This window comes from Rhodoferax saidenbachensis (genome assembly GCF_001955715.1).
Taxonomy (GTDB): Bacteria; Pseudomonadota; Gammaproteobacteria; order Burkholderiales; family Burkholderiaceae_C; genus Allorhodoferax; species Allorhodoferax saidenbachensis.
This window is the reverse complement of the sequence record NZ_CP019239.1, coordinates 2,256,331-2,281,912: the sequence shown is the minus strand read 5'-3', so window position 1 is coordinate 2,281,912 and position 25,582 is coordinate 2,256,331. Positions and strand designations below refer to the sequence as shown.

Here is a 25,582-nt window from a genome sequence, read left to right as displayed (position 1 = left end):
GACGACCTTTGTCTACTGGAGCCCCATTGCCTGTGCCCGAACTTTGCAACCCTTTTTCCATTCGCGTGTACTGGGAAGACACCGATGCCGGTGGCGTGGTCTTCTACGCCAACTACCTGAAATTTTTTGAGCGCGCCCGCACCGAATGGCTGCGCGCCGCGGGCGTGGAGCAGCAGGCCCTGCGTGAGGAAACCGGCGCCATCTTTGTGGTGGCCGAGGTGCAGATGCGCTACCTGGCACCGGCCAAGCTGGACGACCTGATGGCCGTGGGCGTGAAGGTGGTGGAGCAGGGCGCGGCCTCGATGGTGCTGGAACAGGAAGCCTGGCGCGGCGACACGTTGCTGGCGCAGGGCCGCATTCGCATTGGCTGCGTGCAGGCCGACACGCTCAAGCCGCGGCGCATTCCGCCGCAGGTGCGGGCCGCAGTGCTTACTGCATGAACCAGCCGTGGCTGACCACGATGGACTGACCGGTCAGCGCGTTGGAGTTGAAGCCGGCAAATAGCAGCGCCACCTCGGCCACGTCCTGTACCGTGGTGAATTCACCGTCCACCGTTTCCTTGAGCATCACCTTCTTGATCACGTCGTCTTCGCTGATCCCCAATGCGGCGGCTTGCTCGGGGATCTGCTTTTCCACTAGTGGGGTGCGCACAAAACCGGGGCAAATGACATTGGCGCGGATCTTGTACTTGCCGCCTTCCTTCGACACGGTTTTGCACAGGCCAATGAGGCCGTGCTTGGCGGTGACGTAGGCGGATTTGAGTACCGAGGCTTCCTTGGAGTGCACCGATCCCATGTAGATGATGCTGCCGCCGTTGCCGGACTTTTGCATGTGCGGCATGACCGCCTTGGTGGTGAGGAAGGCGCCGTCCAGGTGGATGGCCAGCATCTTCTTCCAGTCGGCAAACGGAAACTCTTCAATCGGGTGCACGATCTGGATGCCGGCATTGCTCACCAGCACGTCCACACCGCCATAGGCCGCCACCACCTCAGCCACGGCGGCATTCACCTGGTCTTCGTTGGTCACATCCATGGCCACGGCCATCGCCGTGCCGCCCGCCTTGACGATTTCGTCCGCAGCTGCTTGTGCGGCGGCCTTGTTCAGGTCCGCAATCACCACCTTGCCGCCTTCGCGCGCGTAGGTGAGGGCGATTTCCTTGCCAATGCCACTGGCGGCGCCGGTAACGATGCAGACTTTGTCCTGGAGTTTCATGGCGGTGCTTTCAATAAGTGAAGATGAAAAGGGTATGGGGGCTTAGGCGTTGGATGCGAGGTCAAACACGCGCACGCCGTGCGCATTGCGTTCGCGTCCGGTCCAGCGCGCATCGTGCAAGGTATGGGCCATGTCGGCGCGCCCGGAGTCCCAGTGTTCTTCCATGGACAGGCGGGAGAACTCGTAGTCTTTGGACTGGCTTTCGTAGTGCTTGCTGCGGTAAATCAGGTGCACCACATCCACACCGCCCTCACAGCGCAGGCGGGCCAGCGCGCGGGCATCCGGGTCACGGCGCAACTCGGGTGGCAACTTGGCCAGCAGGCGCTGCGCGGCTTGGGCAATCACCTGACGGTCCAGCTCCATGGTGGTGTTGAGCCGGGTACGGCTGGAGAAGCGGATGTCTTTCTCGCGCTCGGTCACCTCGGCCAGCGTGGCGGGCAGCGCGCCCGCAGCGGCAAACAAATCCACCTGGAACACGGTGCGCTGCTGGTCACCGGGCTGGTCCAGCACATACTGCAGCGGCGTGTTGGAGACCAGACCGCCGTCCCAGTAGTGCTCGCCATCAATCTCCACCGGCGCAAAGCCCGGTGGCAGGGCGCCGCTGGCCATGATGTGGCGCACGTCGATGCGCTGTTTGGATGAGTCGAAATATTCGAAGTTACCGCTGCGCACATTGACCGCGCCCACGGACAGCCGCATCGGGCCCGCGTTGATGCGGTCAAAGTCCACCAGCCGCTCCAGTGTTTTTCGCAGCGGCGCGGTGTCGTAGTAGCTGATGGCCTCCAGCGTGCCGCGGGGCTGCAGTGGCGCGGGCGGAAAGCGGGGCGCGTAAAAGCCTGGCACACCAAACAGCATGGCCTGGCTGGCGCTGGCTTCGTTGAGCAGCTCGCGCAATGGCGCACTGGCCAGGCTGGGCGCCGCCTGTGAGGAACTGACCAGTTCCCAGAATTCGCGCAGGCGCGCCACACGTTGGTGGGGTGGATTACCGGCAATCAGGGCGCAATTGATGGCACCGATCGAGATGCCCGCCATCCAGGTGGGCTCGCGGTAGACCTTGCTCAGCGCCTCAAACACGCCGGCCTGGTAAGACCCCAATGCGCCGCCACCCTGCAGCACCAGGATGCACTCTTTGTCCGAATTCGATGTCATGGGAAAAAATGGATCTCAGGTTGGGCGGTTGAACCAATAGTGAGGGCTACATGGACCTGTGTCAATGCGCCAAAAGGTGAATCTGGGGTAAAGCTGCCAAGCCAGAAAATTTACAAGAAATAAGGCCTTGGCCAGCGTGGGGTATGCGCAAGCAGCTATGAATTCAGTAGCAATATGCGGGCCGCTTCAGTGCCTGGTCTTGTCGTCACGCAGCTGCCAGGCCGCCACGATGGCAATGGCGCACAGCGCGGCCAGCATCAGAAAGGATTCGTTGAACGCCGTGAGCCGCTCTGCGCTGGGCGTGGGGTGGGTGAGGGACTGACCATGCACCGCCAGGCGCCACTCCAGCACGATGGCGCAGACGCTCACGCCCACGGCACCGCCCACCATGCGGACAAAGTTGATCACGCTGGAGCCCTGCGGAATCAGGTTTTTGGAGAGGCCGCGCATCGAGCCCAGGTTCAGCGAAGGCAGGATAAAGCCCAGTCCGATGCGCCCCACCACGACCCAGGCCACGATGAGCACAATGGCCGAGCCCAGCCCCACCGTCACCATCAGCGCAAAGCCCAGCGCCAGCAGCACCAGGCCTATGCTGACCAGCAGATGCGTGGGGTGTTTGTCAGCCATGCGGCCTACCAGTGGAATGGTGATGGCCAGCGCAATACCGGCGGGCAGCATGATGGTGCCCACGTGCGCGGCCGACATGCCCAGCCCCATCTGCAGGTACACCGGCAGCAGGTAGGTGGAGCCAAACAGCGCTGTTCCGTAGATGAACGACACCAGGCTGCCCATGGCGAACTGGCGGTGGTTGAACAGCGCCAGGTTCATCAGTGGCGCCTGCTGGTGTGGCCCGCGGTGGGTGTGGCTCAGACGGCTCTGCCAGCGCACGAACATATAAAGCGCCAGCGCCGCAATGCCCAGCATGACGGCAGAGTGCGCCAGGCCATTGCTCTGCAGCGTGACCAGACCGTTGAGAAGGCACAGCGTCGCCGCCGTGGCCAAACCCAGGCCGCGCCAGTCCAGCGTGGGTTTGGGCGCATCGTCTGCGTGGTCTGTTGTGGCGGTGGTGAACGCGGGAATAAAGCGCCGCCCCATGTAAAGGGACGCCAGACAAAACGGCACCACCATGTAGAAGGTGGAGCGCCAGCCAAACCAGTCCACCAGCAACCCGCCGATGCTGGGCCCGATGGCCGGTGCCAGCACCACGCCCATGCCAAAGATGCCGCTGGCGCGGCCCTGTTCGTTGGAGCCAAAGGCGTGCAGGATGATGATGGCCGGTATGGGCTGCACCACGCCGGACGCCAGCCCTTCGGCCACACGGGCCAGCAGTACGAGGTCAAAATTGGTGCTGAGGCCACCCGACACGCCACCGGCCAAAAGCAGCAGCATGGCCCAGGCGTAGGTTTTGCGGTAGCCAAAGCGTGAGAGCAACCAGGGGGTGGTGAGCATGGAAACCGTCATGGCGACCATGAAGCCCGACGACACCCACTGCATGCGGTCTTGGCCCAGACCGAAGTAGCGGCTCATGTCGGGCACCGCCACGTTGATGATGGTGGACGACATGATGGACGCCATGGTGCCAATCATGACGGACAGAAGCAGCAACCAGCGGTAACGCTCGCCGTGGCGGGCCTGCAGGCTGGCGAGGGTGTCAGGTGCGGTCATGCACCTATTCTGACACCGGGGGTTCCTGGTTCTGTGCCTGCGCGCTGTCTTTTTCCTGGGCCAGCACGCTGGCAATCCACGACTGGACGGCTGCAGAGGCCAGCACGCTGGACACCAGCGTCGGGCCTATGGTGGCGAACAGGTTGCGCGGTCGGAATGCCCAGCGCCATGGGCGACTCCAGATCAGCACTGCGCCCAGCACCACGGCACCGGCCATCAGCGCCACGGGGTGGCGCTGTGCCACCGGGCGCAGCACCGTACGGACGACGTCGCTTGTCATCGCACTGCTGGATTGCAGGGGGTGGCGCGCCCACCATTGCTTGAATGTGGGGCCCAGCGTGTCGATCAACAGACCGGCGCCGGGTACGGCAGTTTTGAGAATATCGATCAGGCCTGCACCGGGCGCGGTAGCACCGGAAGCCCGTGCGGCCGCATTGTGGGCAATGGCCACGCGCAAACGTTCGCGCGACAGGGCCAGGCGCTCTACCGGCGTGAGCTGCGGGGCGCTCATGTGCCCATACCGCGCAGCAGGGCCATGTCGGCTTGTAATTGGCGGCGCAACTCCGCAAAAGCAGCATCTTCTTCAGTGCCTCCGGAGCGTGCCAGCAGGTAACAGGCGAGCGCCAGCGCCGCAGGAACTGCGGGCACCAGAATCAGCACCCAGACAGTCGTCTGGGCGGGCGCAGGCACCAGCGTGGCCCACAGCATCAGCGCCACACCTGCCAACACGATGGCAACGCCCAGAAAACACAGCGCCAGCGCGCCATACAGGGTGCGCCGTTTCAGGACAGCAGCCTGTGTGGCCAGCTCCGTGCTGATCAGTTCGCCATAGGCCTGTGCATGGTCACCCAGCAATTGCGGCTGGGTGGCGATCAAGTGAAACAGCGGGTGCAGCATGTTGCCTGTGTCCTGTGCGCTTGTTGGATTAATGGTGGCGTGAGCGGCTCGCCAGACTGATCAGGGCCATCAGTGCCGCGCCGGTGGCTGCAGCAATCAGCACGGCCTTGACCGGGTCGCTCTGAATATAACGCACCGTCACTTCACCGGAGTGGGCGGCTTTCTCGCGCAGTTGCTGTGCGCTGTCCTGCACGGCATGCAAGCCGCGTTGTGCCAGGGCACCGGCCTGTTCGGTGGCGCGGTCCAGCAGCGGAGCGATCTGGTTGGCGGCGACGCTGCCGTTGTTGGTGTGGAGGTTGGGTTCGTTTTTCATGGGATTCCTTGAAGTGGGTGGGAAGGTGAAGCAGCCGTTGGACTGGCTTCGAATTCATTGTGCGCGGACGGGTGCCAGAGTGGAATCGGTCATCTCGCCGCAGGCGTGTCAGACCACAGGCCGCTGGGCTGTAGGAGCACTCTGACAGCACCGGGGTGCGTAGGACTGCGACTACGGCAAGTGGCGGCCTTCGCCGCTTCGCACGGACCACGCATTGCCGGATGCTTGGACCCACACATCCACTGCATCCGCCACAGGGCACTGCAGCGGCCTTTGTCACTTACGGGAACCACCATGAAAACGACTTTTAAACACCTGTTGGCAGTGACCGCTCTGGTCAGCGCCGGCATGGCCAGCGCAGAAATCATCTTCTACGAAAACCAGGATTTTCAGGGACGCTCGGTCTCTGCCACCTTGCCCATCGACAACTTCAGGACCACAGGGTTCAACGACCGTGCCACCTCGGCGATTGTGCTGAATGACCGCTGGGAGGCGTGTGACGACGCCTACTTCGGCGGGCGCTGCGTGGTGCTGCGCCCGGGGCGTTACGCCTCGCTGACGGCCATGGGCATGAACGACCGCATCTCTTCGGTGCGCGCCATCCACAAGGAGGCACGTATTGATGACAGCCGTTATGCCCCTCTGCCGGTGCAACCGGTGTACGACAACCGCCGCCGCCGCGGCGAGAAACTGTTTAACGCCAATGTCCAATCCGTGCGCGCGGTGGTGGGCCCGCCCGAGAAACGTTGCTGGATGGAGCGTGAAGATGTGCCCGCCACCCAGGGCAAGTTGAACCCCACCGGCGCGCTGATCGGCGGATTGCTGGGCGGCGTGTTGGGTCACCAGGTGGGCAGCGGCGGTGGGCGTGATCTGGCCACCGTCGGTGGCGCTGTCGCCGGTGCGGCCGTAGGCGCCCATGTGGGGCGTGACAACACACCCGCCACCACGCGGGAAGTAGAACGCTGCAGCACCAACACCAGCCAGGCCAAGCCCGAGTTCTGGGACGTGGGTTACACCTTCCGGGGCCAGGAGCACCAGGTGCAGATGACTTCGCCTCCGGGCAAGACCATCCGCGTAAACGCCAAGGGCGAGCCGCGTGCTTAGGCTGGGCTTCTCCATCACCTTGAACTATGAAATCACGCAGCCCGGCTGCGATTTCATCTTCAACATCCATGCGGCCCAGACCGCGCACCAGACGGTGGTGCGTGAGTCGCTGACCATCAGCCAGCCGCTGCAACCCGCGATGTACACCGATGCGGTGACCCACAACCGCTACTTGCGACTGCATGCCCCGGAGGCCGGGCCGCTCACCGTGCATTACGACGCGGTGGTGGACCTGGACCACCATGTGGCGCAGCCGATGGAAGTGGCCGAGGTCAGCGTGGCGGATCTGCCCGGTGCGGTGTTGCCGTACATCTACCCCAGCCGCTACTGCGAGTCTGACCGCCTGCACCGCCTGGCGGTGAAGGAGTTTGGCCACCTGCCGCAGGGGTTCACCCGGGTGCAGGCCATCAGCAACTGGGTCACGCAACGCGTGATGTTCCGTTCCAACACGTCCAATGGCAACACCACAGCGTTGGACACTCTGGTGGACGAAACCGGTGTCTGCCGCGACTTTGCCCATTTGATGATTGCACTGTGCCGCGGCGTGAACATCCCCGCGCGTTTTGCCACCGGCATTGATTACGGTGCCGATCCGGCGCTGGGACCTACCGACTTTCACGCCTATGTGGAAGTGTTTGTGGGGCAGCGCTGGTATTTGTTTGACCCGTCTGGCACCGCCATTCCCATGGGCTTTGTGCGTTTTGCCACCGGACGCGACGCGGCCGATGCCGCGTTTGCCACCATTTTTGGCGGCGTGCAGGGGACAGCACCGGTCATGAAGATCGAGGCCTTGCCCAACGCACAAGGCGTGCTGGTACTGCCGCAACACGTTCCCCAAGCACTGTCCACCGACAGCCCCCTTAGCTGAGCACCCACGCCAGCGCACTTTTTCTCTAACCTTTGAAGGAATCCACCATGAAAAAATTCGTACTGACCCCCGCCGTTCTGGCTATCGCTTTGGTGCTCGGCGCCTGTGCATCCAAGCCCACCAGCACCACGCTGCTGGAGAGCACACGCAATGACTACAGCCAGATCCAAGCCAACCCGGACGTACCCACCTACGCTCCGTTGGAGATGAAACTGGCCAGCGACGCCATGCAGCGTGCCAATAACGCCTCGGCCCAAGGCGCTGCCAAGGACCGGGTCGATGCCCTGGCCGAACTGGCGCAGCAAAAAATCGCCATGACCAGCGTCGTGGTGAAACAGAAGCAGACGGAAGCACAGGCCGCCCGCGCGGCCAAGGAACGTGATGAGATGCGCTTGATTCAGCGCACCACGGAAGCCATGCAGGCCAACACCAACGCACAGCAGTCGCAGGCGATCGCGCAGCAGGCCCAGAGCGAAGCGGCCCTTGCGCAACAAAAAGCGGCAGAGGCCCAGGCACGCACCGCACAGCTCGAAGCCCAACTGGCCGACCTGTCCGCCCAAAAGACCGAGCGTGGCATGGTGATCACGCTGGGCGAAGTGCTGTTTGGTACGGACCGCGCAAGCCTGACACCGGACGGCCTGCGCAACGTGCAGAAGCTGGCCACGGTACTGCAGCAAAACCCGTTGCGCACCGTGCTGGTGGAAGGTTTTACCGACAGCACCGGCACCGTTGCCTACAACCAGGATTTGTCGGAGCGCCGCGGTATCTCGGTGCGTGATGCCTTGCTGCAAATGGGCATTGGCATAGAACGCATTGGTGTGCGTGGTTATGGCGCTGCGTACTCGGTGGCCAGCAACGATACGGCTGCCGGCCGCCAGCAGAACCGCCGCGTGGAAATCCTGTTGTCGGATGACACCGGCAAGACGCAGCAACGCTAAACAGCCTTCAATGCCTATGTCCGTTCGCGTTGAGCCTGGCCTGTCCTGAGCGTGTCGAAGGGCGAAACGCAGCCTTTACCAATCGGCAATTGCTGAGGGCTTCGACAAGCTCAGCCTGAAGGGGATGCGTGTTGTCTGCGGTTTTAGGTCGGGCGTGGGCCAAACATGATGATGCCCATGCCCAGCAGGCTGACCGCGGCACCAACCCAGTCCGTCGTGCTGGGTTGGATGCCATCCACCAGCCACAGCCATACCAGCGCCATGCCGATGTAGACACCGCCATAGGCCGCGTACACGCGACCGGCCGCACTGGGGTGCAATGTGAGCAGCCAGGCAAAGGCGGCCAGGCTCAGTGCTGCGGGCAACAGCAGCCAGATGGCGCGGCCCTGTGCGAGCCACAGCCAGACCAGGTAACAGCCCAGAATTTCCGCCACTGCGGTGGTGGCAAACAGGCCCAGTGTTTTCAGCATGTCCATCGGAAGGCTCAGGTTTTGGACACCCACCAGATGCCTACGCTCACCATGAGCAGGGCCACCAGGTATTTCCACTCCAGCAGCGACTCGCCGAGGAACAGCGCCGAGAGGCAGGCGCCAAACACCGGCACCAGAAAGCTGTACACCGCCACGGTGCTCACGCGGTTGAACTTGAGCAACACGCTCCACAACGCAAAGGCCACGGCCGACAGTACTGCCATGTAGCCCAGCAGCAGCGCGGGTGCTACGCCAAACGCGCTAATGCGCCCGCCCGCCACCCAGCCAATCGCCACCAGCGCCACGCCGCCCATGCCGAGCTGGTAGCCGGTCATGACCACCGAGTCCATGCCTTGCGAGATGCGTTTGCCGTACAACGAAGCCGCTGACAGCACCAGCGCCGCCAGCACAATGAATCCTTCACCGAGCAACGAAAACTCCGCGTTGGCCGCCGCACCGCCACCCAGCAGTCCGCCCAGGTTCACAGCCAGCACACCGGCAAAGCCCAGCGCGCAACCCGTGATCTTGCGCCAGGTGAGGGTGTCGTTGTGGTACACAAAATGCGCCAGCAGCACGCTGAAAAACACGCCCGAGGCGTTGAGGATGGAGCCCTTCACCCCCGTGGTGTGGGCCAGGCCGATGTAGAAAAAGATGTACTGCAGTGTGGTCTGCAACACACCCAGCAGCGCCACTTGGCCGGCCTGCGCGCGGTGCAGCACCAGTGACTTGCCGGAGAGCTTGGCAAACACCAGCAGCAGCGCACCGGCGCCCACAAAACGGTAACCCGCAAACAGCAACTGTGCGGCCAGGTCGTTGCGGCCAATTTCCAGCAGCGCGTAGCCCTGTTTGATGGCCGGGTAGGCACTGCCCCACAACAGGCAGCACAGGCTGGCCAGCAGAAAAACGATGCGCGGACGCGTGAAGAATGGCAGGGGAGCGGATGCGGTAGGGGGCAAGGTAGGGAACTCGTGGAATGCGAAGCCAGGGTTGGCGTGGGCGAGCGGCGAAGTTTAGCCGCGCTTAGCCACGCGCGGGGGGCAGGGTGGTGGCCGCCGCGCTTTCTTCCAGCAGCGCGGTGATCTGGGCGTCCTTGTCACGCCACAGCTGTTGCACCCATTGGGAGAACGCTTCGCGAAAAGCCGGGTCGCCCGAGTAGTTGCCGCCCAGCAGATGCTTTGGCACCGGCAGGCTGCGCACGCGCACGACCACGCGGCGCAGGTTGCCACGCAGGAAATGGCCAAAGGTGGGAATACCGTCGGGATAGACGATGGTCACATCGAGGATGGACTGGAACTTCTCGCCCATGGCATCCAGCGCCAGCGCCATGCCGCCCGCTTTGGGTTTGAGCAGGTGTTGGTAAGGCGAGTTTTGCTTGGCGTGTTTGGCCGGAGTGAAACGTGTTCCCTCCAGGAAGTTCATCACGCTGGTGGGAATCAGGGCGAACTTGGCACAGGCTTTGCGCGTGGTCTCCTGGTCCTTGCCGCGCATTTCGGGGTGTTTCTTTAAAAACTCTTCGCTGTGGCGGCGCATGAACGGAAAGTCCAGCGCCCACCAGGCCACACCAATCACCGGAACCCAGATGAGCTGTGCTTTCAGGAAAAACTTGAGCAGCGGAATGCGCCGGTTCAGGTGGTACTGCAGCACCAGAATGTCGACCCAGGACTGGTGGTTGCTGTTGACCATGTACCAGCTGTGCGGGTCCAGCCCGTCCACACCTTGCACATCCCACTCGGTCTTCTGCGTCAGGTCCATCCAGCCGCTGTTGCACGAGATCCAGGATTCGGCGATGAACAGCAACACCGGGTCCAGCAACAGGCGCACCTGTCTGAAGGGCAGCACCAGCTTGACCACGGTGAACGCCAGCAGGATGGGCACCCAGAACAGCGTATTGAGCACCATGAGCAGCGTGGCGATCAGGCCGCGCAGGGCAGGGGGTAAGAAGTGAAGCATGGTTTGCTATTGTTTTTATAGCTGCTTGCGCAGACTGTATGAGGGCTAGAGCCCATTTTTATCTGTAAATGGCGCTGTATTCGCCAACGGACGCTTAAGCCGTATTTTGCGCGTAAAAGCAGAGCGTGTTGCGGCCTTCGGCCTTGGCTTGGTACATGGCCATGTCGGCCTGTTTCAGAATCTCTGCGGGGGGCACCACATTGCCCTGGAACAGGGTGATGCCGATGCTGGGTGTGGTGCTCGCCTCCAGCCCGCCCAGTGTGTAGGGCTCGTTCAGACTGGCCAGAATCTTGTGGCCCACGGTGGTGGCGTGCAGGCGGGCTGCATCGGGTTCGGTGCTGAGGTCCTGGATCAGCACCACAAACTCGTCACCGCCCAGACGCGCCACGGTGTCAATGGCGCGCACGCAGAGCTTGAGGCGTTGCGCCACTTCCTTGAGCAGCAGATCGCCGACTTCGTGGCCCTGGGTGTCGTTGAGTTGTTTGAAGCGATCCAGGTCCAGAAACAGCAGGGCGCCGTATTGCTGCTGGCGGGCACTGGCCGTCACGGCCTGTTGCAGCCGGTCACCCAGCAGGCGGCGGTTGGGCAGGTCGGTCAGGCTGTCGTGGAAGGCCAGGTGGCGAATGGACTCCTCGGCCATCTTGCGTTCGGTGATGTTGCGCGCCACGGCGATCAGGCGTTGCTCGTCGCCAGGCTCGGTCGGCTTACGCACGGCCGACAGCTCAAACCAGATCTTTCCGTTCGGGCCGTCCACCCAGTACTGCTTGCCAAATGAATGGCCCACTTCCAGTGCCTCCCGCAAGGCGGCCATGCAGGTGTCTGCTGCTTCAAGGTTGATGACCTGGTGCAGGGTTTTGCCGATCTGTTCTTCGATGGGGGCAATCAGATCGGTTCCGGTGTGGCTGTGTATCGCGCGGTAGTGGCCGTCGGCGCTGAACTCAATGAGCAGGTCGGGAATCGCGTTGAGCGTGGCCTGCAGCTCGGCCTGTGTGGCACGCAGTTTGATCTCGGCCTGTTTGCGCGCCGAGATGTCCATGATGGTGCCCACCATGCGCAGCGGCTGTTCGTCCTGCCCGGTCTGCACCACCTTGCCGCGGCTGGCCAGCCAGATCCAGCGGCCATCGGTATGGCGGGCACGGTACTCGGCCTCGTAGGCGCGGGTGTTGCCACCCAGATGGGAGCGCATGGCGCGCAGCGTGCCCGGCAGGTCGTCGGGATGGATCAGGTGGCCCCAGGCGCGGTACTGCGTGGCCTCATGGGCCGGGCGGCCCAGGATCTGGCAGGCACGTGCGTCCAGGCGGTAGCCTTTTTCCTGGGTCAGGTCGTGGTCCCAGCGGCCCAGGTCGGCGCCCATCATGACCAGTTCGAGTTGTTCGCTGGCGTCGCGCAGTTGGCTCTCTGCGTCGCGGCGTTCCTGGATATTCCGCGCAATGCCCAGTACGCCGATGGTGTGGCCTTCGCCGTCGCGCACCGGTATGCGGCTCACTTCAAACCAGTCGCCTTGTGGATTGGAGGTCGTGATCAGCGCCTCCTGGTAATGCATGGCCTTGCCCCACTGGATGGCGCGGCGGTCGGCATCGATGAACTGCTGTTCGAGCTCGGCACTCACCCAGGCGGCGTCGGTGGTGCCCACCACGGTCACCGCCTTGGTGCCCATGTTGCTGGCAAACTGGTCGTTGCAGGCGAGGTAAACACCGTCCACGTCCTTGAGCCAGACCTGATCGGGAATGGTGTGCAGGATGCTTTGCAGGATCGCCTCGCTCTGCTCCAGCCGCGCCGTGGCAGAACGTTCTTCGGTGATGTCTTCGATCGTGCCTTCGAAGTACAGCACCTCGCCCTGCGGATCGCGCACCACGTGCGCGTGCTCACGTACCCACATGGTCTCTGGCGCGTTGAAGCGCACCATCTCCGATTCGAAGTTGCGCACCTGGCCCTGGCTTGACAGCAGATCCATGAACTGCCGGCGCCGTCCGGGCGCGACATAGGGATCGCGCGCGGTGTTTTTGGTGTCGGCACGGAACTCGGCTTCGGTGGCGTAGCCGTTGAGCCGCAGCAGTGCGGTGTTGATGCGCAGCAGCGTGCCGTCCGGCGCAGACCGGTAGGCCCCGATGGGCAAGAACTCAAACAGTGTCGATTCTTCGTGGGACGACACGGTGGTCACCTGTGGGTGGGCTATTTCAGGCTGCCCGAAAGGAATTGCGCGAGACGTTCGCTCTTCGGGTTGGTCAGCACTTCGGCTGGTTTGCCCTGTTCTTCGATCAGGCCCTTGTGCAGGAAGACCAGGTGGTTGGCCACCTCGCGGGCAAAGCCCATTTCGTGGGTCACGACCACCATGGTGCGGCCTTCCAGGGCCAGGTTTTTCATGACCTTGAGCACTTCGGACACCAGCTCGGGGTCCAGCGCGCTGGTGGGTTCGTCAAACAGCATGACCTCGGGCTCCATGGCCAGTGCGCGGGCAATCGCCACACGCTGCTGCTGACCGCCAGAGAGGTGGGCCGGGTAGCTGTCTTCCTTGCCCTCCAAGCCGACCTTGGCGAGGTATTTGCGCGCGGTGGCAACGGCCTGGTCTTTGGGAATGCCCATCACGTGCACCGGTGCTTCGATGATGTTTTGCAGCACCGTCATGTGGGCCCACAGGTTGAAGTGCTGGAACACCATGGCCAGCTTGGTGCGCATGCGCGCCAGTTGCTTGGAATCCGTGGCGTTCAGTTCGCCGTTGGAGCCGGCAGCCAGCTTGATCTCTTCTCCGGCCACGCTGATACGGCCTTCGTGCGGTTTTTCCAGCAGGTTGATGCAGCGCAGAAAGGTGCTCTTGCCCGAGCCCGAGCTGCCGATGATGGCGATCACGTCGCCAGCATGGGCCGACAGCGACACGCCTTTGAGCACCTCGTTGGCGCCAAAACGCTTGTGAATATTGTCAACCTGGAGCTTCAATTGGGGGGCGGAAGTGGTCATGGGATTCAATGCGTGAAATATCGGGGCAGGCAGTGCGGAAGACGGCTCAGGCGCCGAGCAGGTCGCCGGTGCGAAATGGTTTGCTGCCAGCTATTTTTGCCAGTTCGCAGCCGGTGGTGACATAACGGTCGCGGATGTGGGCGTACAACGTGCCTTCCACCCCGGCCACCACGCGGTGGGTGTGGTTGGCAATGGGGTCAATCACTTCGGCCACCAGATCACCGATCTGCATGTGGGTGCCACATTCGGCCACGAACACCACCACACCCGGGCCGGGTGCTTTCAGGGTTTCGGAGCCGGCCAGCGGGGTGGGCGTGCACTGGAAAGGCGGCACGACCGGCGGCGTGGCACTGCTGATCACTGCCAGGTGCTGCAAGAAGGAGAAGATGGCGTTGGCATCGGTTTGCGCCAGTGCGTGGGTCACATCGGCCTCACCGCGCAACTCGATGGTGGTGCTACAGCAGCCTTGGGGCAGCGGGGCGTTGACACCAGCCGCCTTGAGCGCATCGGCCAGTTGCCACCACGCGCCCGACAGGCATTCGTCAAACGGGCCACCACCCGAATTTTTGGCCAGCAGGATAGCCTTGCTACCCAGAAAACGCGCCAGTGGCTCCAGCGGGGGCCAGCAGCTTTCTTCTGAGTAGAAGTGCATCACGCCTTCGCAGTCGCAGTGCAGGTCCAGCACAAAGTCGGCGTCGTGGGCCAGCGTGAGCAGGGTGCGGCGCAGGCTTTCCAGCTCGGTCTTGGGCGCCCAGTCGCGCAGGTATGCGGTCATGGCGCGGCGCACGGTGGCCACATTCGCCTGCGCGTCGTTGCCCAAGGCGCTTTGTATGGCGGGGAAAACGGCCTTGGCCAGATCCGGGTAGTGGCGGTTGAAGTTTTCCCCGGTGTTCAGGTCAAAACGCCCCATCGGTTTGTTGTCCAGGCGCTGCGCCAGGCCCAGCGGGTTGGCCACGGGCACCAGAATGATCTCGCCATGGATTTGGCCTGCGGCCTCGGCCTTTTCGAGCAACGCCCGTAAATGGTGCGCAACCAGCATGCCGGGCAGTTCTTCGGCGTGCAGGCTGGCCTGGATGTAGATCTTCAGGCCCGTGCCCGCGGTTCCAAAATGGAAGCTGGTCAGCGACTTTTGGCTGCCCAGGCTGTTGGTAAGAAGAGGGTGGTCAACGCGTTGCATGGCGGTTCAGTGCTTGCGGGGCGCGAGGTAGGCCAAGAACTGTTTCTCTGCCAACCGGAACATGCCAATCAGGCAGAACGAAGCCACCAGGTAAATGGCAGCAGCGGCAATATACGCCTCGAACGGCAGGTAGTAGGTGGAGTAGATGCGGCTGGCCGCCGCCGTCACGTCCAGCATGCTGGGCACGGCGCTGGCCAGGCTGGTGCTTTGCAGCATCATGACCACTTCGTTGCTGTAGGCCGGCAGCGTGCGGCGCAGCGCGCTGGGCAACACGATGTGGCGCATCACCTGAAAGCGGTTCATGCCATAGGCTTGGGCCGATTCGATCTCGCCGGCCGAGGTTTCACGGATGGCACCGGCCAGCATCTCGGCCGTGTAGGCGGCGGTGTTCAGGCTGAAGGCCAGCAGCGCGCAGAAGAATGACTCCTTGAAATACATCCAGGGCCAGACATCGTCCCAGCGCGCCTGGATCCATTCAAGCTGGCCCAGGCCGTAGTAAATCAGGTAGATCTGGATCAGCAGCGGCGTACCGCGGATCACATAGGTGTAGGCACCGACGATCCAGCGCGCGGCCGCCCAGGGACCTGTCAGCAGCAGCGCAAAAATGAGCGCCAGCACTGCGCCAATGGCCAGCGACGAAAACAGCAGCCACAGCGTGGTGAGGATGCCGGTGGCATACAGCTCCAGGTTCTGGGGCTGGAAGATGATGTCCCACTTCATAGCTCACCCCGCTTGGTGCCCAGGCTGTAGCGCGCATTGAGCTTGCGCAGTACGTACAGCGAGATAGTGGTGTAGATCAGGAACAGGGCCGCCGTGAACAGGAAAAATGCAAACGGCGAGCGCGTGGCTGCACTGGCCTGCTTGCCCAGGTAGGTCATTTCCTTCAGGCCAATCAGGCTGACCAGCGCGGTGGACTTGATCAGCACCAGCCAGTTGTTGGTGAAGCCGGGCAGGGCGTAGCGCACCATCTGCGGCAGCGTGATACGCAAAAAGGCCTGCAGCGGATGCATGCCGTAGGCTACGGCCGCTTCCATCTGCCCTTTGGGAATGGAGAGGATGGCGCCGCGGAAGGTCTCCGTCATGTAGGCACCATAGATGAAGCCCAGCGTAAGCACGCCGGCCAGAAAGGGATTGATGTCGACGGTGGCCTTGCTGCCGGCAAGTTCAAGCAGGTGGTTCAGGCCAATGGTGCCGCCGTAAAAGACCAGCAGCATGACCACAAGGTCAGGCACCCCCCGAATGACGGTGGTGTAGGCCGCTGCCACGGAGCCCAGCACCGGGCGCCCCGAGAGTTTGGCGCTGGCGCCCAGCAGGCCCAGCAGGATGGAGACCACCAGCGCGCACAGCGACACACCGACGGTGAGCACAGAGCCTTGCAGGATGGCAACGTAATAAGCGTTCATGGGAGCTTCGGACTAACAACAACGGGGCGCAGTAGCGCCCCGTTGTCTGTGCGTTTACATGGCTTATTCGCCGTAGACGTCGATGTTGTACTTGGCGAAGTACTTGTCGTTCAGAGTCTTGTAAGTGCCGTTGGTGCGGATGGTCTTGATGGCTTCGTTGATGTCGGCCTTGAGCTTGTCTTCACCCTTGCGCATGGCAACGCCCACGCCGGCGAAGTATTTTGCGTCGCTCAGCACGGGGCCAACCAGTTCGTACTTGGCACCTTCAGGCTTGGACAGGAAACCACCCGTCACTTCCAGGAAGTCGGCCACGGTACCGTCCAGACGGCCGGACTTGATGTCCAGATAGACCTGGTCCTGGGCTTCGTAGGAGTTGATGACCACGCCAGCGGGCTTGAGGTTGTCCAGGGCGTATTTTTCCTGGGTAGAACCCTTCAGAACGCCAAGCTTCTTGCCCTTGATGGAGGCCGCGTCGGTGAACTTGGAACCCTTCTTCAGCACCACGCGGCTGGGGGTTTGGTAGTACTTGTCGCTGAAGTCAATTTCCTGCTTGCGCTCTTCGGTGGCGGACATGGAGGAAATGATCACGTCATATTTCTTGGCAGTCAGGCCGGGGATCATGCTGTCCCAGACCTGTTCGACGAACTCGCACTTGCGCTTGATCTGGTCGCACAGTGCGTTGGCGATATCCACGTCAAAACCGGCGGGTTTGCCGTCGGCCGTCTTGAAGGTGAAGGGTTCGTAGGTGGGGTCGATGGCGACCTTCAACACGGCGGCTTCAGGTGCGGGAGCCGCGGCAGCGGGGGCTGCTGCAGGTGCAGCTGGTGCTGCGGGAGCCGCTTCTTCTTTTTTGCCACAGGCGGCCAAAACCGAGGTCACTGCCAGTGCCAGCAGAAGTTTTTTCATGGAGATATCCTTTGAGAAACCGGGGACATGGGACCCCAGCAGTTTAGAAATGTAAGAAAAATGATTCTACGGGTTAACTAGAGCAAATTTAATGCCGCCCCACACCAGTGCATTGGGGTTTTTACGGTGAAAATTCGGGCGCGCAGCGCTTTCCGCTGGCGAATAGCTCGCAAAATTCCGATTGCGCTTCCAGCTTAGGAGCGCTGCGCTTCGGACCACGAGCCACACAGCGCCAGGCACTTATCCCTTTAGGGTGCGTTGCCGGGCACAAAACCTTACACTCTGGGGTTACCCCCGGATTGCCATGAACGCCCCAGTTGACGTCTCCTTTTTCGCGCGCGCCGCCAAGCCGCTGACCAGTTACCGCAAGTACTGGGCGGCCCGCTTCGGTACGGCCAAGTTTTTGCCGATGAGCCGCAAAGAGATGGATGTGCTGGGCTGGGACAGCTGCGACATCATTCTGGTGACGGGCGACGCCTATGTGGACCACCCCAGTTTCGGCATGGCCGTGATTGGCCGCATGCTCGAAGCGCAGGGTTTCCGGGTCGGCATCATCGCCCAGCCCGACTGGTCCAGCGCTGAGGCTTTCAAGGCTTTGGGCAAGCCGAACCTGTTCTGGGGCGTGACCAGCGGCAACATGGATTCCATGATCAACCGCTACACCGCGGACCGCAAGATCCGCAGTGACGACGCTTACACCCCCGGCGATATCGGTGGCAAGCGACCCGACCGCGCTGCCATCGTTTACAGCCAGCGCTGCCGCGAAGCCTTCAAGGACGTGCCCATCATTCTGGGTGGCATCGAAGGCAGCCTGCGCCGTATTGCCCACTACGACTACTGGAGCGACAAGGTGCGCCGCAGCGTGGTGGTGGATGCCAAGTGCGACCTGCTGCTGTACGGCAACGCCGAGCGTGCGATTGTCGAGATCGCTCACCGCCTGGCCACCAAGGAGCCGGTGGAGCAGATCACCGATGTGCGCGGCACGGCCTTCTTCCGCCGCGAGTCGCCCGAGGGCTGGTACGAGATCAACTCCACCAGCGTGGACGAACCGGGCCGGGTCGAGGCCCACGTCAACCCCTACATGACCACTTCCGAGCAGGCAGCCGCCCAGGGCGCCACCTGTTCCAAGGAAGACGAGGCCAAGCAAGTTGCCGAAAATGCTACAAAAGAAGGAGCTGCCCGCGCAGACTCCATGCGGGCTGCAGGCACAAATGGCACGCAAGTGCCAGTCAATCCCCAGATCAAGCCGCTGACCTTCATGCAAAACCCGGCGCTGCGCGGCCTGGGCTCGCTCAAGGTGCCGCCACGCGACCGCTCGGTCATCCGCCTGCCGAGCTACGAGCAGGTCAAGGCTGACCCGGTGCTCTACGCCCACGCCAACCGCGTGCTGCACCTGGAAACCAACCCCGGCAACGCCCGCGCGCTGGTGCAGGCGCACGGCGAAGGTGTGACGGCGCGCGATGTCTGGATCACGCCGCCGCCGATCCCGCTGACCACCGCGGAGATGGACTTCGTCTTCGATCTGCCCTACGCGCGCAGCCCGCATCCTGCTTATGCGGACGAGAACGGCAGCCACGACCACGCGACCAAAATCCCGGCCTGGGAGATGATCCGCTTCAGCGTGAACATCATGCGCGGCTGCTTCGGCGGCTGTACTTTCTGCTCCATCACCGAGCATGAAGGCCGCATCATCCAGAGCCGCTCTGAAGAATCCATCATCAAAGAGGTGGAAGACATCCGCGACAAGGTCAAGGGTTTCACCGGCACCATCTCCGACCTGGGTGGCCCCACGGCCAACATGTACCGCCTGGGCTGCAAGAGCCCAGAGATCGAAGCCGCCTGCCGTAAGCCCAGCTGCGTCTACCCCGGCATCTGCCAGAACCTGACCACCAACCACGACCCGCTGATCAAGATCTACCGCCGCGCCCGTGCGCTCAAAGGCATCAAGAAAATCCTGATCGGCTCCGGCCTGCGCTATGACTTGGCCATCAAGAGCCCCGAGTACGTCAAGGAACTGGTGCAGCACCACGTGGGCGGCTACCTGAAGATCGCGCCGGAGCACACCGAGCAGGGGCCTCTCACCAAGATGATGAAGCCCGGCATCGGCTCGTACGACAAGTTCAAGCAGATGTTCGAGAAGTTCAGCGCCGAGGTCGGCAAGAAGCAGTTCCTCATCCCGTACTTCATCGCCGCCCACCCGGGCACGACCGATGAAGACATGATGAACTTGGCGATCTGGCTCAAGAAGAACGGCTTCCGCGCTGACCAGGTGCAGACCTTCTACCCCAGCCCCATGGCCACGGCCACGGCCATGTACCACAGCAACAAGAATCCGCTGCGCAAGATCACACGCGACAGCGAGACCGTGGACATCGTGCGCGGCGAGAAACGCCGCCGCCTGCACAAGGCCTTCCTGCGTTACCACGACCCGAACAACTGGCCGCTGCTGCGTGAAGCGCTCAAGACCATGGGCCGCGCAGACCTCGTGGGCAATGGAAAGCACCACCTGATTCCCACCTTCCAGCCGATTGGCGATGGGGGTTACCAGAGCGCGCGCAAGAAAAATTCCACGGCAGCGCCCGTGAAAGCTGCTGCGCCCGTGAAGGGCCGCATGTTGACCCAACACACCGGCCTGCCGCCGCGCGTGACGGGCTCCGCCAAACCGGGGCCCAAACCCCTGCGCAAGCCACGCTGACGGTTAGCGGGTAGCGCGTTTCTGCCAACTGTTTCACAGACCATTGAACATGAATGCACGCCAACCGCTGACAGACGAGATTTTTCACAGTGCGGCTGTACAGGCCTTGCGTGCCGACCTGGCGCTGGCCCTGCGCGCCGCAGCCCACCACGGCCTGAGTGAAGGTGTCTGCAACCATTTCAGTGTGGCCGTGCCCGGACACGCCGATGTGTTTTTGCTGAACCCGCGCGGCCTGCACTGGAGCGAGGTGCAGGCAGATGACATCGTGATGCTCAACAGCGCAGGCGACCAGCTTGCCGGGCGCCACCCGGTGGAGCCCACCGCCATGTTTATCCACGCAGCGGTGCATCGCATTGCAAACCAGACCTGTGTATTGCACACCCACATGCCCTACGCCACAGCGCTCACGCTGACCGAGGCGCGTGCGCTGGACGCCACGCTCTCCCAAGGCGCCATGCGTTTCCATGGCCGCGTGGCGGTAGACGCGCACTACAACGGCCTGGCGCTGGACATGGGCGAGGGTGAACGTATTGCCCGCACCATGCAGGGCGCGGACGTGGTGTTTCTGGGCAACCACGGTGTCATCGTCTGCGGCCAGCGCATGGACTACGCGTACGACGATCTGTATTACCTGGAGCGCGCCTGCCAGGTGCAGGTGCTGGCCCAGTCCACCGGACGTGCCCTGATGCCGGTGGACACCAAGGTGGCCGCCCTGGTGGCCGAACAAAGCAATGGGGAGCGGCTGCAGTCCGAGCTGTTCTTCGAAAGCCTGCGCCGGATGTTGCCTTAGCGGCAATGCGGCACCAATACCTCCGTTCGGGCTGAGCCTGTCGAAGCCTTCAGCAAGTCCTGATTTCCATGGGCTGCGTTTCGCCCTTCGACGCGCTCAGGACGGGCCAAGCTCAACGCGAACGGACTTACTAGCAAAGCCTTAGCTCAGGCAAATCGCTCCAGCGCCTTGACCACGCGCCCGTAAGACACGGGCAACCAGCGCTGCAGAAAGAGCAGGGGCCAGGCGCCGTTGCCGTAGACCACACGTTTCTTGCCGCGGGCCACGCCGGAGAGGATGGCGCGTGCCATGTCTTCGGGTGGGGTGGTCAGCAACTGGTCGGCCATGCCGGTGATCTTGCGTTCTACCTCGGTGGCGTTGACCGAATAACGTGCGGTGTGCGCAATCTCGGTCTTGATGCCGCCGGGGTGTACGGATGTGGCGCGCACGCCTGTGCCCTCCAGCTCTTGCCACAGGCATTCCGTCCAGCCGCGCACGCCGAACTTGCTGACGTTGTAGGCGCCCTGACCGGGAAAGGACACGATGCCAAAGACGCTGGAGATATTGACGATGTGGCCTTCGCGTTGCGCCAGCAGCATGGGCAAAAACGCCTTGGTGCCGTAGATCACGCCCCACAGGTTGATGCCCAGTTGCCATTCGATTTCTTCGATGGTGCTGTGTTCAATCGTGCCGGCCAGTGAGACACCTGCGTTGTTGAAAACGAAGTGAGCTGTGCCGAAATCGCGCTGCACCGCTTCTGCGTGGGCAAAGACATCATCTCTTTTGGACACATCCACTCGGTATGAACGGGCCACGGCGTTGGCAGGCAGCAGGGCCAAAGTCTGGGCCAAGCCGGTTTCGTTGACATCAGACAAGGCCACCTGTGCGCCAGCCTGTGCCAACTGGATGGCCAGGTGGCGGCCAATGCCGCTGCCCGCGCCGGTGACAACAGCAACCTTGCCGGTGAATGCGGTGGTGGCCATGCGGCTCAGGCCGGCAGCGTGAACAGTGGAATATCGCGGGCCACTGCCAGTGCGTCCAGTTCCTGGCGGGTCTTGCCAGCCAGGAAGGCCGCGGTGGCGCTATGTGTTTCAGGGGCGAACATGGCCATGATGTGCGACTTGGCCAGGCCCACTTCGCCCGCCAGTGCGGCGGCAAAGTGCGGCTCCAGCGCGGCCAGCGCGACGCGGCCATCCTTGCAGGGGTAGACGCGGTAGCCCGCGTGCCCACCGCCGACGGCCGAGCCCTTGGTGGTCAGCTTCCAGGTGCGCGGCAGCGCCAGGTAGGCGGCGGCGTCTGACAGCGCAATCTCCAGCCGTGTGCCTTTGCCCTTTTGCAACTGGTGCAGGCGCACCTGCAGCACGGCTTCGCTCGCCATCAGCGAGCCGCCCATGTCGGCGTACAGCGTGGGCGGCAGGTCCAGCCCGGTGATGAGGCCGTTCTCAGCCAGGTAGGTCAGGTCATGGCCGGGCTCTTCAGCGCGTGCGCCGGGCGCACCGACGATTTCCACCAACGAGAGGTTCGGGTACTGCTTCTGCAACAGCTTCCACTCCAGTCCCAGCTTCTTGAGGGCAGAGGGGCGGAACGAGGTGAGCAGCACATCGGTTTTGGCCAGTTCCTTGTGCAGGGCTTTTTGGCCTTTTTCGGATTTGAGGTCGGCGCTGGCGATGCGTACGCCGGTGTGCAGCACGTCATAGGCCGCGCGGTTGTACAGGCCCATGGGGTCGCCCGGTGTGCCCGCCGGTGCGGTGGGGTGGGGCGGTGGCTCCAGCTTGACGCAGGTGGCGCCCATCTGCTGGCAGCGCATCAGCGCGGCCGGGCCGGGCAGGTTCAACGCCAGGCTCAGGATGCGCACGCCTTTGAGCGGGCGCAGGGCGGTGGGGGCTTTTGCGGTGGCAGTGTTTGCGGCGGTGGGCATGAAGGGGGAGGCCTTTGTCAAGTAAAAATTGCTATCAAAAGAGAAGCTGCTTGCGCAATGCTGGCGGGGGCTACAGCCCTATTTCTTATAAATTTCAGGCCAGCAGCGGCAACCACTGCTGGAACCAGGCGATGGCGTCTTCCTCGGGTTGCATGGTATCGCTGGCATCCAGCACGCAGATGTCGCCAATGCGCTTGGCGCCCAGGTCCTGCAGGCGTTCGTCAAATCGGCGCCCGCCGCCGTAAAAGCTATCGCCGTAGCTGCTGTCACCCAGCGCGATGAGTCCGTAGCGCACATGGCCCAGGTATTTGGCCTGGGCGTCCAGCGCGTGGTAGAGCGCCTGCGCGTTGTCGGGCACGTCGCCCACGCCGGTGGTGGAAGTGCAGATCAGAAACACGCCGGGCGTGTCAAACACCGTGATATCCAGCCCATCCATGGGCAGGAGGGTGATGGTGTGTGTGTCGTCGGCCGCCATTTGGATAGCCTGGGCGACCAGGGTGGCGTTGCCGTGGACGGTGCCGACAAGAAGAGTGATGTGCATGGGGGCCGGGTGGTGAAATCTGCGCCCGATGATAGAGGCAATAATGAGGCTCCTTGAACCGCACTTGAACCGAACAGGCAGCACTGTGAGCAACGACCAGCTAGGCTTTGAATTTCTGCCCGACCTTCCTACCCTGGCGGTAGAGCCCAAAAAGAAGGCCACGCGCAGCGCCAAGGCGCCACTGCCCAAGCCTGTGGCCGCGCCACCCGCACCCACAGCCATCAGCGTGAGCGCAGATGCCGACCCCGAAACCCTGGCCCAAGCGCTCGAAGCCCACCCCGACTACCGCGTGCAGCGCCGTCTGAAGCCCCGTCTACAGTGGCCAACTGCCACCACCCAGGCTGTCACCCGCATCCTGGTGCTCGACACCGAGACCACCGGCCTGGACCAGGCCAAAGAAAGCATCATCGAACTGGCGCTCTTGCGTGTGGACGTGGACAACGCGACCGGCCTGCCCGTGGGCGAGGTGCAGGTGTACGACGGGCTGGAAGACCCGGGTAAACCGATTCCCAAAGAAGTGGTGGCGATTACCGGTATCACAGACGCAGATGTGCGCGGCCAGCGGCTGGACGAGGCGCGTGTGGCGGCGCTCCTGGATGGTGTGGACGTGGTGATTGCGCACAACGCGGGGTTCGACCGGCCGTTTGTCGAGAGCCGCCTGCCGCAATTTTCCCAGGTGGCCTGGGCCTGCTCGTTTGCCGATATTGACTGGAAAGCCCAGGGCCGCAGCTCTGCCAAGCTGGAAAGCCTGGCGCAGGCGCTGGGACTGTTTTACGACGCGCACCGCGCCGAGATGGATTGCCACGCGCTCTTGGCTGTGTTGGTGGCGCCTTTGCCTGAAGCGCCGGGTACCGGCCTGGCCCACTTGCTGGAGGCCGCCCGCCACCCCAGCTACCGCGTGAGCGCCACCAACGCTCCGTTTGACGCCAAAGACAAACTCAAGGCCCGCGGCTACCGCTGGAACGCCGACCAACGCGTCTGGCACACCCGCGTGGGTGACGACACCGCGCTGCAGGCCGAATACGCTTGGCTCAAGGAACACGCCTACAACAACCGCAATGCCGTGGTGCAGGTGGAAAAACTCGACGCCCTGGCCAAGTATTCCAGCCGCGGCGGGGTGGTGGCGCACCAGCAGTTGTAAGGTGCTGGCTCTACGGAGGACTAGGGTAAGTCCGGGTCGGCCACCCGCTGAATACCGGCCTTGCTCGGGCATAGTATGGACAGTCGTATCGTGCAGGGTTCAAGGAGAACGAAAGTGGTATCAGATTCAAGGGCGGACTCGTTCAAGGCCGCTGGTTTAAGCGCTCTGATGAAGGGCGTGGGCAAGGTCACCCGCTTCATTCCCTTCCCCCAGCCCACCCTGTTGGTGGGGCCCGGCTCCAGCGGCAGACTGGGGCAGGCGATTGCGGGCATGGGCCACCGCAAGATCCTCATCGTCACCGACAACGTCATTTCCAAGCTGGGCCTGCTGAAGTCCATGACCGATGCACTGCAAGCCGGTGGTGCCGACTTTGTGGTGTTTGACGAAATCACACCTGACGCCCCCATTCCCCTGATCGAACGCGGCATTGCATTTTTTGAAGAACATGACTGCGACGCCATCGTGGCGTTTGGCGGTGGTTCGTCCATGGACGCCTCCAAGGCCATCGCACTGGCCGTGGCCAACCCCAAGCCCCTGCGCAAGCTGGCGGGTTACTTCAAGGGCCTGCGCAACCCGGTCAAGATTTACGCCGTGCCCACGACCGCCGGCACCGGCTCCGAAGTCACCGTTGCTGCCGTCATCTCGGACCCAGAGCACGGCAAAAAGCTGGTGATCGTGGACCCCCGCCTGGTGCCCAAGATGGCCGCGCTAGACCCAGTGCTCATGACCGGCCTGCCACCCCACATCACGGCCGCCACCGGCATTGACGCGCTGACCCACGCGGTGGAAGCCTTTGTCGGCAACTGGACCACGCCGTACTCCGATGGCATGGCGCTGTCGGCTGTGGGCCTGATTTTTGACAACCTGCGCACCTGCTACACCGACGGCAAAAACGTCGTGGCCCGCGAGAAGATGGCGCTGGCCTCCACCTACGCCGGTTTTGCCTTCACCCGGGCCAACGTGGGCTACGTGCACGCCATTGCCCACCAGTTCGGCGGCAAGTACCACACGCCCCACGGCCTGGCCAACGCCATCATGCTGCCGCTGGTGCTGAAGTTCTCCGCCCCGGCCATCATCGACCGCCTGGCCCTGCTGGCCGTGCGCGCCAAGGTGGGTACCGAGGACGAACCGGCCGAAGAGTTGGCGCAAAAGTTTCTGGATGCGGTGGATGCGCTCAACCACGACCTGGGCATCCCCACCACGCTGGCCGCGCTGAAAGAGGCCGACATTCCCGATCTGGCCAAGGCCGCCTGTTTTGAGGCCCACACCAACTACCCGGTGCCGCGCTACATGAACCAGGCTGAGTGTGAAGACCTGATTCGCCAAGCCTTGCCAGAATCCGCAACGCAGAAGGTTACAAAGCCGGTCAAAGCGGCGCCACGCAAACGCGCCAAGGCTACATAACCGTTCGGGCTGAGCCTGTCGAAGCCCTTCGACAGGCTCAGGGCGAACGGTTTCTGAGGTTTTATTGGGCATAAAGAGTCAGCGCCTCCCAAGAGACGCTTGCAATA

The 25,582-nt window shown here is 62.9% G+C and carries 26 protein-coding genes; 8 read left to right on the top strand and 18 right to left on the bottom strand.

Features of this window, described 5'->3' with window-relative positions; genetic code table 11:
- Positions 1 to 65 precede the first annotated feature (65 nt).
- On the top strand, positions 66 to 440 hold the full coding sequence (gene ybgC / locus RS694_RS10895; RefSeq protein ID WP_420805962.1) for a tol-pal system-associated acyl-CoA thioesterase: 375 nt from the start codon (positions 66 to 68) through the stop codon (positions 438 to 440).
- On the opposite strand, the gene RS694_RS10890 is transcribed toward ybgC, so the two are convergent.
- From RS694_RS10890 to RS694_RS10865, 6 genes are all read right to left on the bottom strand, one after another.
- Positions 430 to 1,212, bottom strand: coding sequence for a 3-hydroxybutyrate dehydrogenase (locus RS694_RS10890; protein WP_029709689.1), 783 nt, complete (start codon positions 1,210 to 1,212; stop codon positions 430 to 432). The genes ybgC and RS694_RS10890 overlap by 11 nt on opposite strands.
- 42 nt (positions 1,213 to 1,254) lie before the next feature.
- On the bottom strand, positions 1,255 to 2,361 hold the full coding sequence (locus RS694_RS10885; protein WP_029709690.1) for a DUF3734 domain-containing protein: 1,107 nt from the start codon (positions 2,359 to 2,361) through the stop codon (positions 1,255 to 1,257).
- Between the two features lie 186 nt (positions 2,362 to 2,547).
- Positions 2,548 to 4,026 (bottom strand): DHA2 family efflux MFS transporter permease subunit, encoded by a 1,479-nt coding sequence (locus RS694_RS10880; RefSeq protein WP_029709691.1) that lies wholly within the window; start codon positions 4,024 to 4,026, stop codon positions 2,548 to 2,550.
- Between the two features lie 4 nt (positions 4,027 to 4,030).
- A complete protein-coding gene (locus RS694_RS10875) occupies positions 4,031 to 4,537 on the bottom strand; it encodes a hypothetical protein (protein ID WP_029709692.1) in 507 nt (168 codons plus the stop codon).
- The gene (locus RS694_RS10870; protein ID WP_051392166.1) at positions 4,534 to 4,923 is read right to left on the bottom strand and encodes a hypothetical protein; all 390 of its coding nucleotides are present in this window, start codon (positions 4,921 to 4,923) and stop codon (positions 4,534 to 4,536) included. The genes RS694_RS10875 and RS694_RS10870 overlap by 4 nt, the downstream gene beginning before the upstream one ends.
- A 28-nt stretch (positions 4,924 to 4,951) precedes the next feature.
- Positions 4,952 to 5,236: a hypothetical protein gene (locus RS694_RS10865; RefSeq protein WP_051392169.1), complete on the bottom strand. Its 285-nt coding sequence runs from the start codon at positions 5,234 to 5,236 to the stop codon at positions 4,952 to 4,954.
- Between the two features lie 294 nt (positions 5,237 to 5,530).
- On the opposite strand from RS694_RS10865, the gene RS694_RS21015 reads away from it, so the two are divergent.
- The 3 genes from RS694_RS21015 to RS694_RS10850 are packed head-to-tail and all read left to right on the top strand — an operon-like array spanning position 5,531 to position 8,146.
- Positions 5,531 to 6,340, top strand: a complete 810-nt coding sequence (locus tag RS694_RS21015; RefSeq protein WP_029709695.1) for a beta/gamma crystallin-related protein — start codon at positions 5,531 to 5,533, stop codon at positions 6,338 to 6,340.
- Positions 6,333 to 7,208: a transglutaminase-like domain-containing protein gene (locus tag RS694_RS10855; protein WP_029709696.1), complete on the top strand. Its 876-nt coding sequence runs from the start codon at positions 6,333 to 6,335 to the stop codon at positions 7,206 to 7,208. Before RS694_RS21015 ends, RS694_RS10855 begins: the two co-directional genes overlap by 8 nt.
- 47 nt (positions 7,209 to 7,255) lie before the next feature.
- Positions 7,256 to 8,146, top strand: coding sequence for an OmpA family protein (locus RS694_RS10850; protein WP_029709697.1), 891 nt, complete (start codon positions 7,256 to 7,258; stop codon positions 8,144 to 8,146).
- 143 nt (positions 8,147 to 8,289) lie between these two features.
- On the opposite strand, the gene RS694_RS10845 is transcribed toward RS694_RS10850, so the two are convergent.
- The 9 genes from RS694_RS10845 to RS694_RS10805 form a co-directional block, all read right to left on the bottom strand.
- The gene (locus tag RS694_RS10845; RefSeq protein ID WP_206538121.1) at positions 8,290 to 8,622 is read right to left on the bottom strand and encodes a YnfA family protein; all 333 of its coding nucleotides are present in this window, start codon (positions 8,620 to 8,622) and stop codon (positions 8,290 to 8,292) included.
- 8 nt (positions 8,623 to 8,630) lie between these two features.
- Entirely contained in the window at positions 8,631 to 9,572 is a 942-nt protein-coding gene (locus RS694_RS10840; RefSeq protein WP_029709699.1) for a DMT family transporter, read from the bottom strand.
- Positions 9,573 to 9,636: 64 nt separating this feature from the next.
- Entirely contained in the window at positions 9,637 to 10,566 is a 930-nt protein-coding gene (locus RS694_RS10835; RefSeq protein ID WP_029709700.1) for an acyltransferase, read from the bottom strand.
- 94 nt (positions 10,567 to 10,660) lie between these two features.
- On the bottom strand, positions 10,661 to 12,718 hold the full coding sequence (locus RS694_RS10830) for a sensor domain-containing diguanylate cyclase (RefSeq protein ID WP_152528907.1): 2,058 nt from the start codon (positions 12,716 to 12,718) through the stop codon (positions 10,661 to 10,663).
- Positions 12,719 to 12,738: 20 nt separating this feature from the next.
- Positions 12,739 to 13,521: an ABC transporter ATP-binding protein gene (locus tag RS694_RS10825; RefSeq protein WP_029709702.1), complete on the bottom strand. Its 783-nt coding sequence runs from the start codon at positions 13,519 to 13,521 to the stop codon at positions 12,739 to 12,741.
- A gap of 46 nt (positions 13,522 to 13,567) precedes the next feature.
- Positions 13,568 to 14,698, bottom strand: coding sequence for a succinylglutamate desuccinylase/aspartoacylase family protein (locus tag RS694_RS10820; RefSeq protein WP_029709703.1), 1,131 nt, complete (start codon positions 14,696 to 14,698; stop codon positions 13,568 to 13,570).
- A gap of 6 nt (positions 14,699 to 14,704) precedes the next feature.
- Positions 14,705 to 15,418, bottom strand: a complete 714-nt coding sequence (locus tag RS694_RS10815; protein WP_029709704.1) for an ABC transporter permease — start codon at positions 15,416 to 15,418, stop codon at positions 14,705 to 14,707.
- Positions 15,415 to 16,101 carry an ABC transporter permease gene (locus RS694_RS10810; protein WP_029709705.1) on the bottom strand — a complete coding sequence of 229 codons (687 nt, stop codon included), beginning with the start codon at positions 16,099 to 16,101 and terminating at the stop codon, positions 15,415 to 15,417. Before RS694_RS10810 ends, RS694_RS10815 begins: the two co-directional genes overlap by 4 nt.
- A 63-nt stretch (positions 16,102 to 16,164) precedes the next feature.
- Positions 16,165 to 17,007: a transporter substrate-binding domain-containing protein gene (locus tag RS694_RS10805; protein WP_029709706.1), complete on the bottom strand. Its 843-nt coding sequence runs from the start codon at positions 17,005 to 17,007 to the stop codon at positions 16,165 to 16,167.
- Between the two features lie 304 nt (positions 17,008 to 17,311).
- Here RS694_RS10805 and RS694_RS10800 point away from each other — a divergent pair, with 304 nt between their 5' ends.
- Both RS694_RS10800 and RS694_RS10795 read left to right on the top strand, forming a co-directional pair.
- Positions 17,312 to 19,702: a YgiQ family radical SAM protein gene (locus RS694_RS10800; RefSeq protein ID WP_029709707.1), complete on the top strand. Its 2,391-nt coding sequence runs from the start codon at positions 17,312 to 17,314 to the stop codon at positions 19,700 to 19,702.
- 49 nt (positions 19,703 to 19,751) lie between these two features.
- A complete protein-coding gene (locus tag RS694_RS10795; protein ID WP_029709708.1) occupies positions 19,752 to 20,492 on the top strand; it encodes an aldolase in 741 nt (246 codons plus the stop codon).
- A gap of 146 nt (positions 20,493 to 20,638) precedes the next feature.
- On the opposite strand, the gene RS694_RS10790 is transcribed toward RS694_RS10795, so the two are convergent.
- The 3 genes from RS694_RS10790 to RS694_RS10780 form a co-directional block, all read right to left on the bottom strand.
- Complete coding sequence (locus RS694_RS10790) at positions 20,639 to 21,454, bottom strand: SDR family NAD(P)-dependent oxidoreductase (protein WP_029709709.1); 816 nt, start codon at positions 21,452 to 21,454, stop codon at positions 20,639 to 20,641.
- Between the two features lie 5 nt (positions 21,455 to 21,459).
- Positions 21,460 to 22,389 (bottom strand): CoA transferase, encoded by a 930-nt coding sequence (locus RS694_RS10785; RefSeq protein WP_029709710.1) that lies wholly within the window; start codon positions 22,387 to 22,389, stop codon positions 21,460 to 21,462.
- Between the two features lie 94 nt (positions 22,390 to 22,483).
- On the bottom strand, positions 22,484 to 22,930 hold the full coding sequence (locus RS694_RS10780) for a flavodoxin domain-containing protein (protein ID WP_029709711.1): 447 nt from the start codon (positions 22,928 to 22,930) through the stop codon (positions 22,484 to 22,486).
- An 85-nt stretch (positions 22,931 to 23,015) separates the two neighbouring features.
- On the opposite strand from RS694_RS10780, the gene RS694_RS10775 reads away from it, so the two are divergent.
- Complete coding sequence (locus tag RS694_RS10775) at positions 23,016 to 24,071, top strand: 3'-5' exonuclease (RefSeq protein ID WP_029709712.1); 1,056 nt, start codon at positions 23,016 to 23,018, stop codon at positions 24,069 to 24,071.
- Positions 24,072 to 24,185: 114 nt separating this feature from the next.
- Positions 24,186 to 25,475, top strand: coding sequence for an iron-containing alcohol dehydrogenase (locus RS694_RS10770; protein ID WP_029709713.1), 1,290 nt, complete (start codon positions 24,186 to 24,188; stop codon positions 25,473 to 25,475).
- Positions 25,476 to 25,582 lie beyond the last annotated feature (107 nt).

What these genes read in the sequence shown, in the direction of transcription:
- RS694_RS10890 (WP_029709689.1), bottom strand. Translation starts at nt 1,212, where the DNA reads ATGAAACTCCAGGACAAAGTCTGCATCGTTACCGGCGCCGCCAGTGGC.
- RS694_RS10885 (WP_029709690.1), bottom strand. Translation starts at nt 2,361, where the DNA reads ATGACATCGAATTCGGACAAAGAGTGCATCCTGGTGCTGCAGGGTGGC.
- RS694_RS10880 (WP_029709691.1), bottom strand. Translation starts at nt 4,026, where the DNA reads ATGACCGCACCTGACACCCTCGCCAGCCTGCAGGCCCGCCACGGCGAG.
- RS694_RS10875 (WP_029709692.1), bottom strand. Translation starts at nt 4,537, where the DNA reads ATGAGCGCCCCGCAGCTCACGCCGGTAGAGCGCCTGGCCCTGTCGCGC.
- RS694_RS10870 (WP_051392166.1), bottom strand. Translation starts at nt 4,923, where the DNA reads ATGCTGCACCCGCTGTTTCACTTGATCGCCACCCAGCCGCAATTGCTG.
- RS694_RS10865 (WP_051392169.1), bottom strand. Translation starts at nt 5,236, where the DNA reads ATGAAAAACGAACCCAACCTCCACACCAACAACGGCAGCGTCGCCGCC.
- RS694_RS21015 (WP_029709695.1), top strand. Translation starts at nt 5,531, where the DNA reads ATGAAAACGACTTTTAAACACCTGTTGGCAGTGACCGCTCTGGTCAGC.
- RS694_RS10850 (WP_029709697.1), top strand. Translation starts at nt 7,256, where the DNA reads ATGAAAAAATTCGTACTGACCCCCGCCGTTCTGGCTATCGCTTTGGTG.
- RS694_RS10845 (WP_206538121.1), bottom strand. Translation starts at nt 8,622, where the DNA reads ATGGACATGCTGAAAACACTGGGCCTGTTTGCCACCACCGCAGTGGCG.
- RS694_RS10835 (WP_029709700.1), bottom strand. Translation starts at nt 10,566, where the DNA reads ATGCTTCACTTCTTACCCCCTGCCCTGCGCGGCCTGATCGCCACGCTG.
- RS694_RS10825 (WP_029709702.1), bottom strand. Translation starts at nt 13,521, where the DNA reads ATGACCACTTCCGCCCCCCAATTGAAGCTCCAGGTTGACAATATTCAC.
- RS694_RS10820 (WP_029709703.1), bottom strand. Translation starts at nt 14,698, where the DNA reads ATGCAACGCGTTGACCACCCTCTTCTTACCAACAGCCTGGGCAGCCAA.
- RS694_RS10815 (WP_029709704.1), bottom strand. Translation starts at nt 15,418, where the DNA reads ATGAAGTGGGACATCATCTTCCAGCCCCAGAACCTGGAGCTGTATGCC.
- RS694_RS10810 (WP_029709705.1), bottom strand. Translation starts at nt 16,101, where the DNA reads ATGAACGCTTATTACGTTGCCATCCTGCAAGGCTCTGTGCTCACCGTC.
- RS694_RS10805 (WP_029709706.1), bottom strand. Translation starts at nt 17,007, where the DNA reads ATGAAAAAACTTCTGCTGGCACTGGCAGTGACCTCGGTTTTGGCCGCC.
- RS694_RS10800 (WP_029709707.1), top strand. Translation starts at nt 17,312, where the DNA reads ATGAACGCCCCAGTTGACGTCTCCTTTTTCGCGCGCGCCGCCAAGCCG.
- RS694_RS10795 (WP_029709708.1), top strand. Translation starts at nt 19,752, where the DNA reads ATGAATGCACGCCAACCGCTGACAGACGAGATTTTTCACAGTGCGGCT.
- RS694_RS10790 (WP_029709709.1), bottom strand. Translation starts at nt 21,454, where the DNA reads ATGGCCACCACCGCATTCACCGGCAAGGTTGCTGTTGTCACCGGCGCG.
- RS694_RS10785 (WP_029709710.1), bottom strand. Translation starts at nt 22,389, where the DNA reads ATGCCCACCGCCGCAAACACTGCCACCGCAAAAGCCCCCACCGCCCTG.
- RS694_RS10780 (WP_029709711.1), bottom strand. Translation starts at nt 22,930, where the DNA reads ATGCACATCACTCTTCTTGTCGGCACCGTCCACGGCAACGCCACCCTG.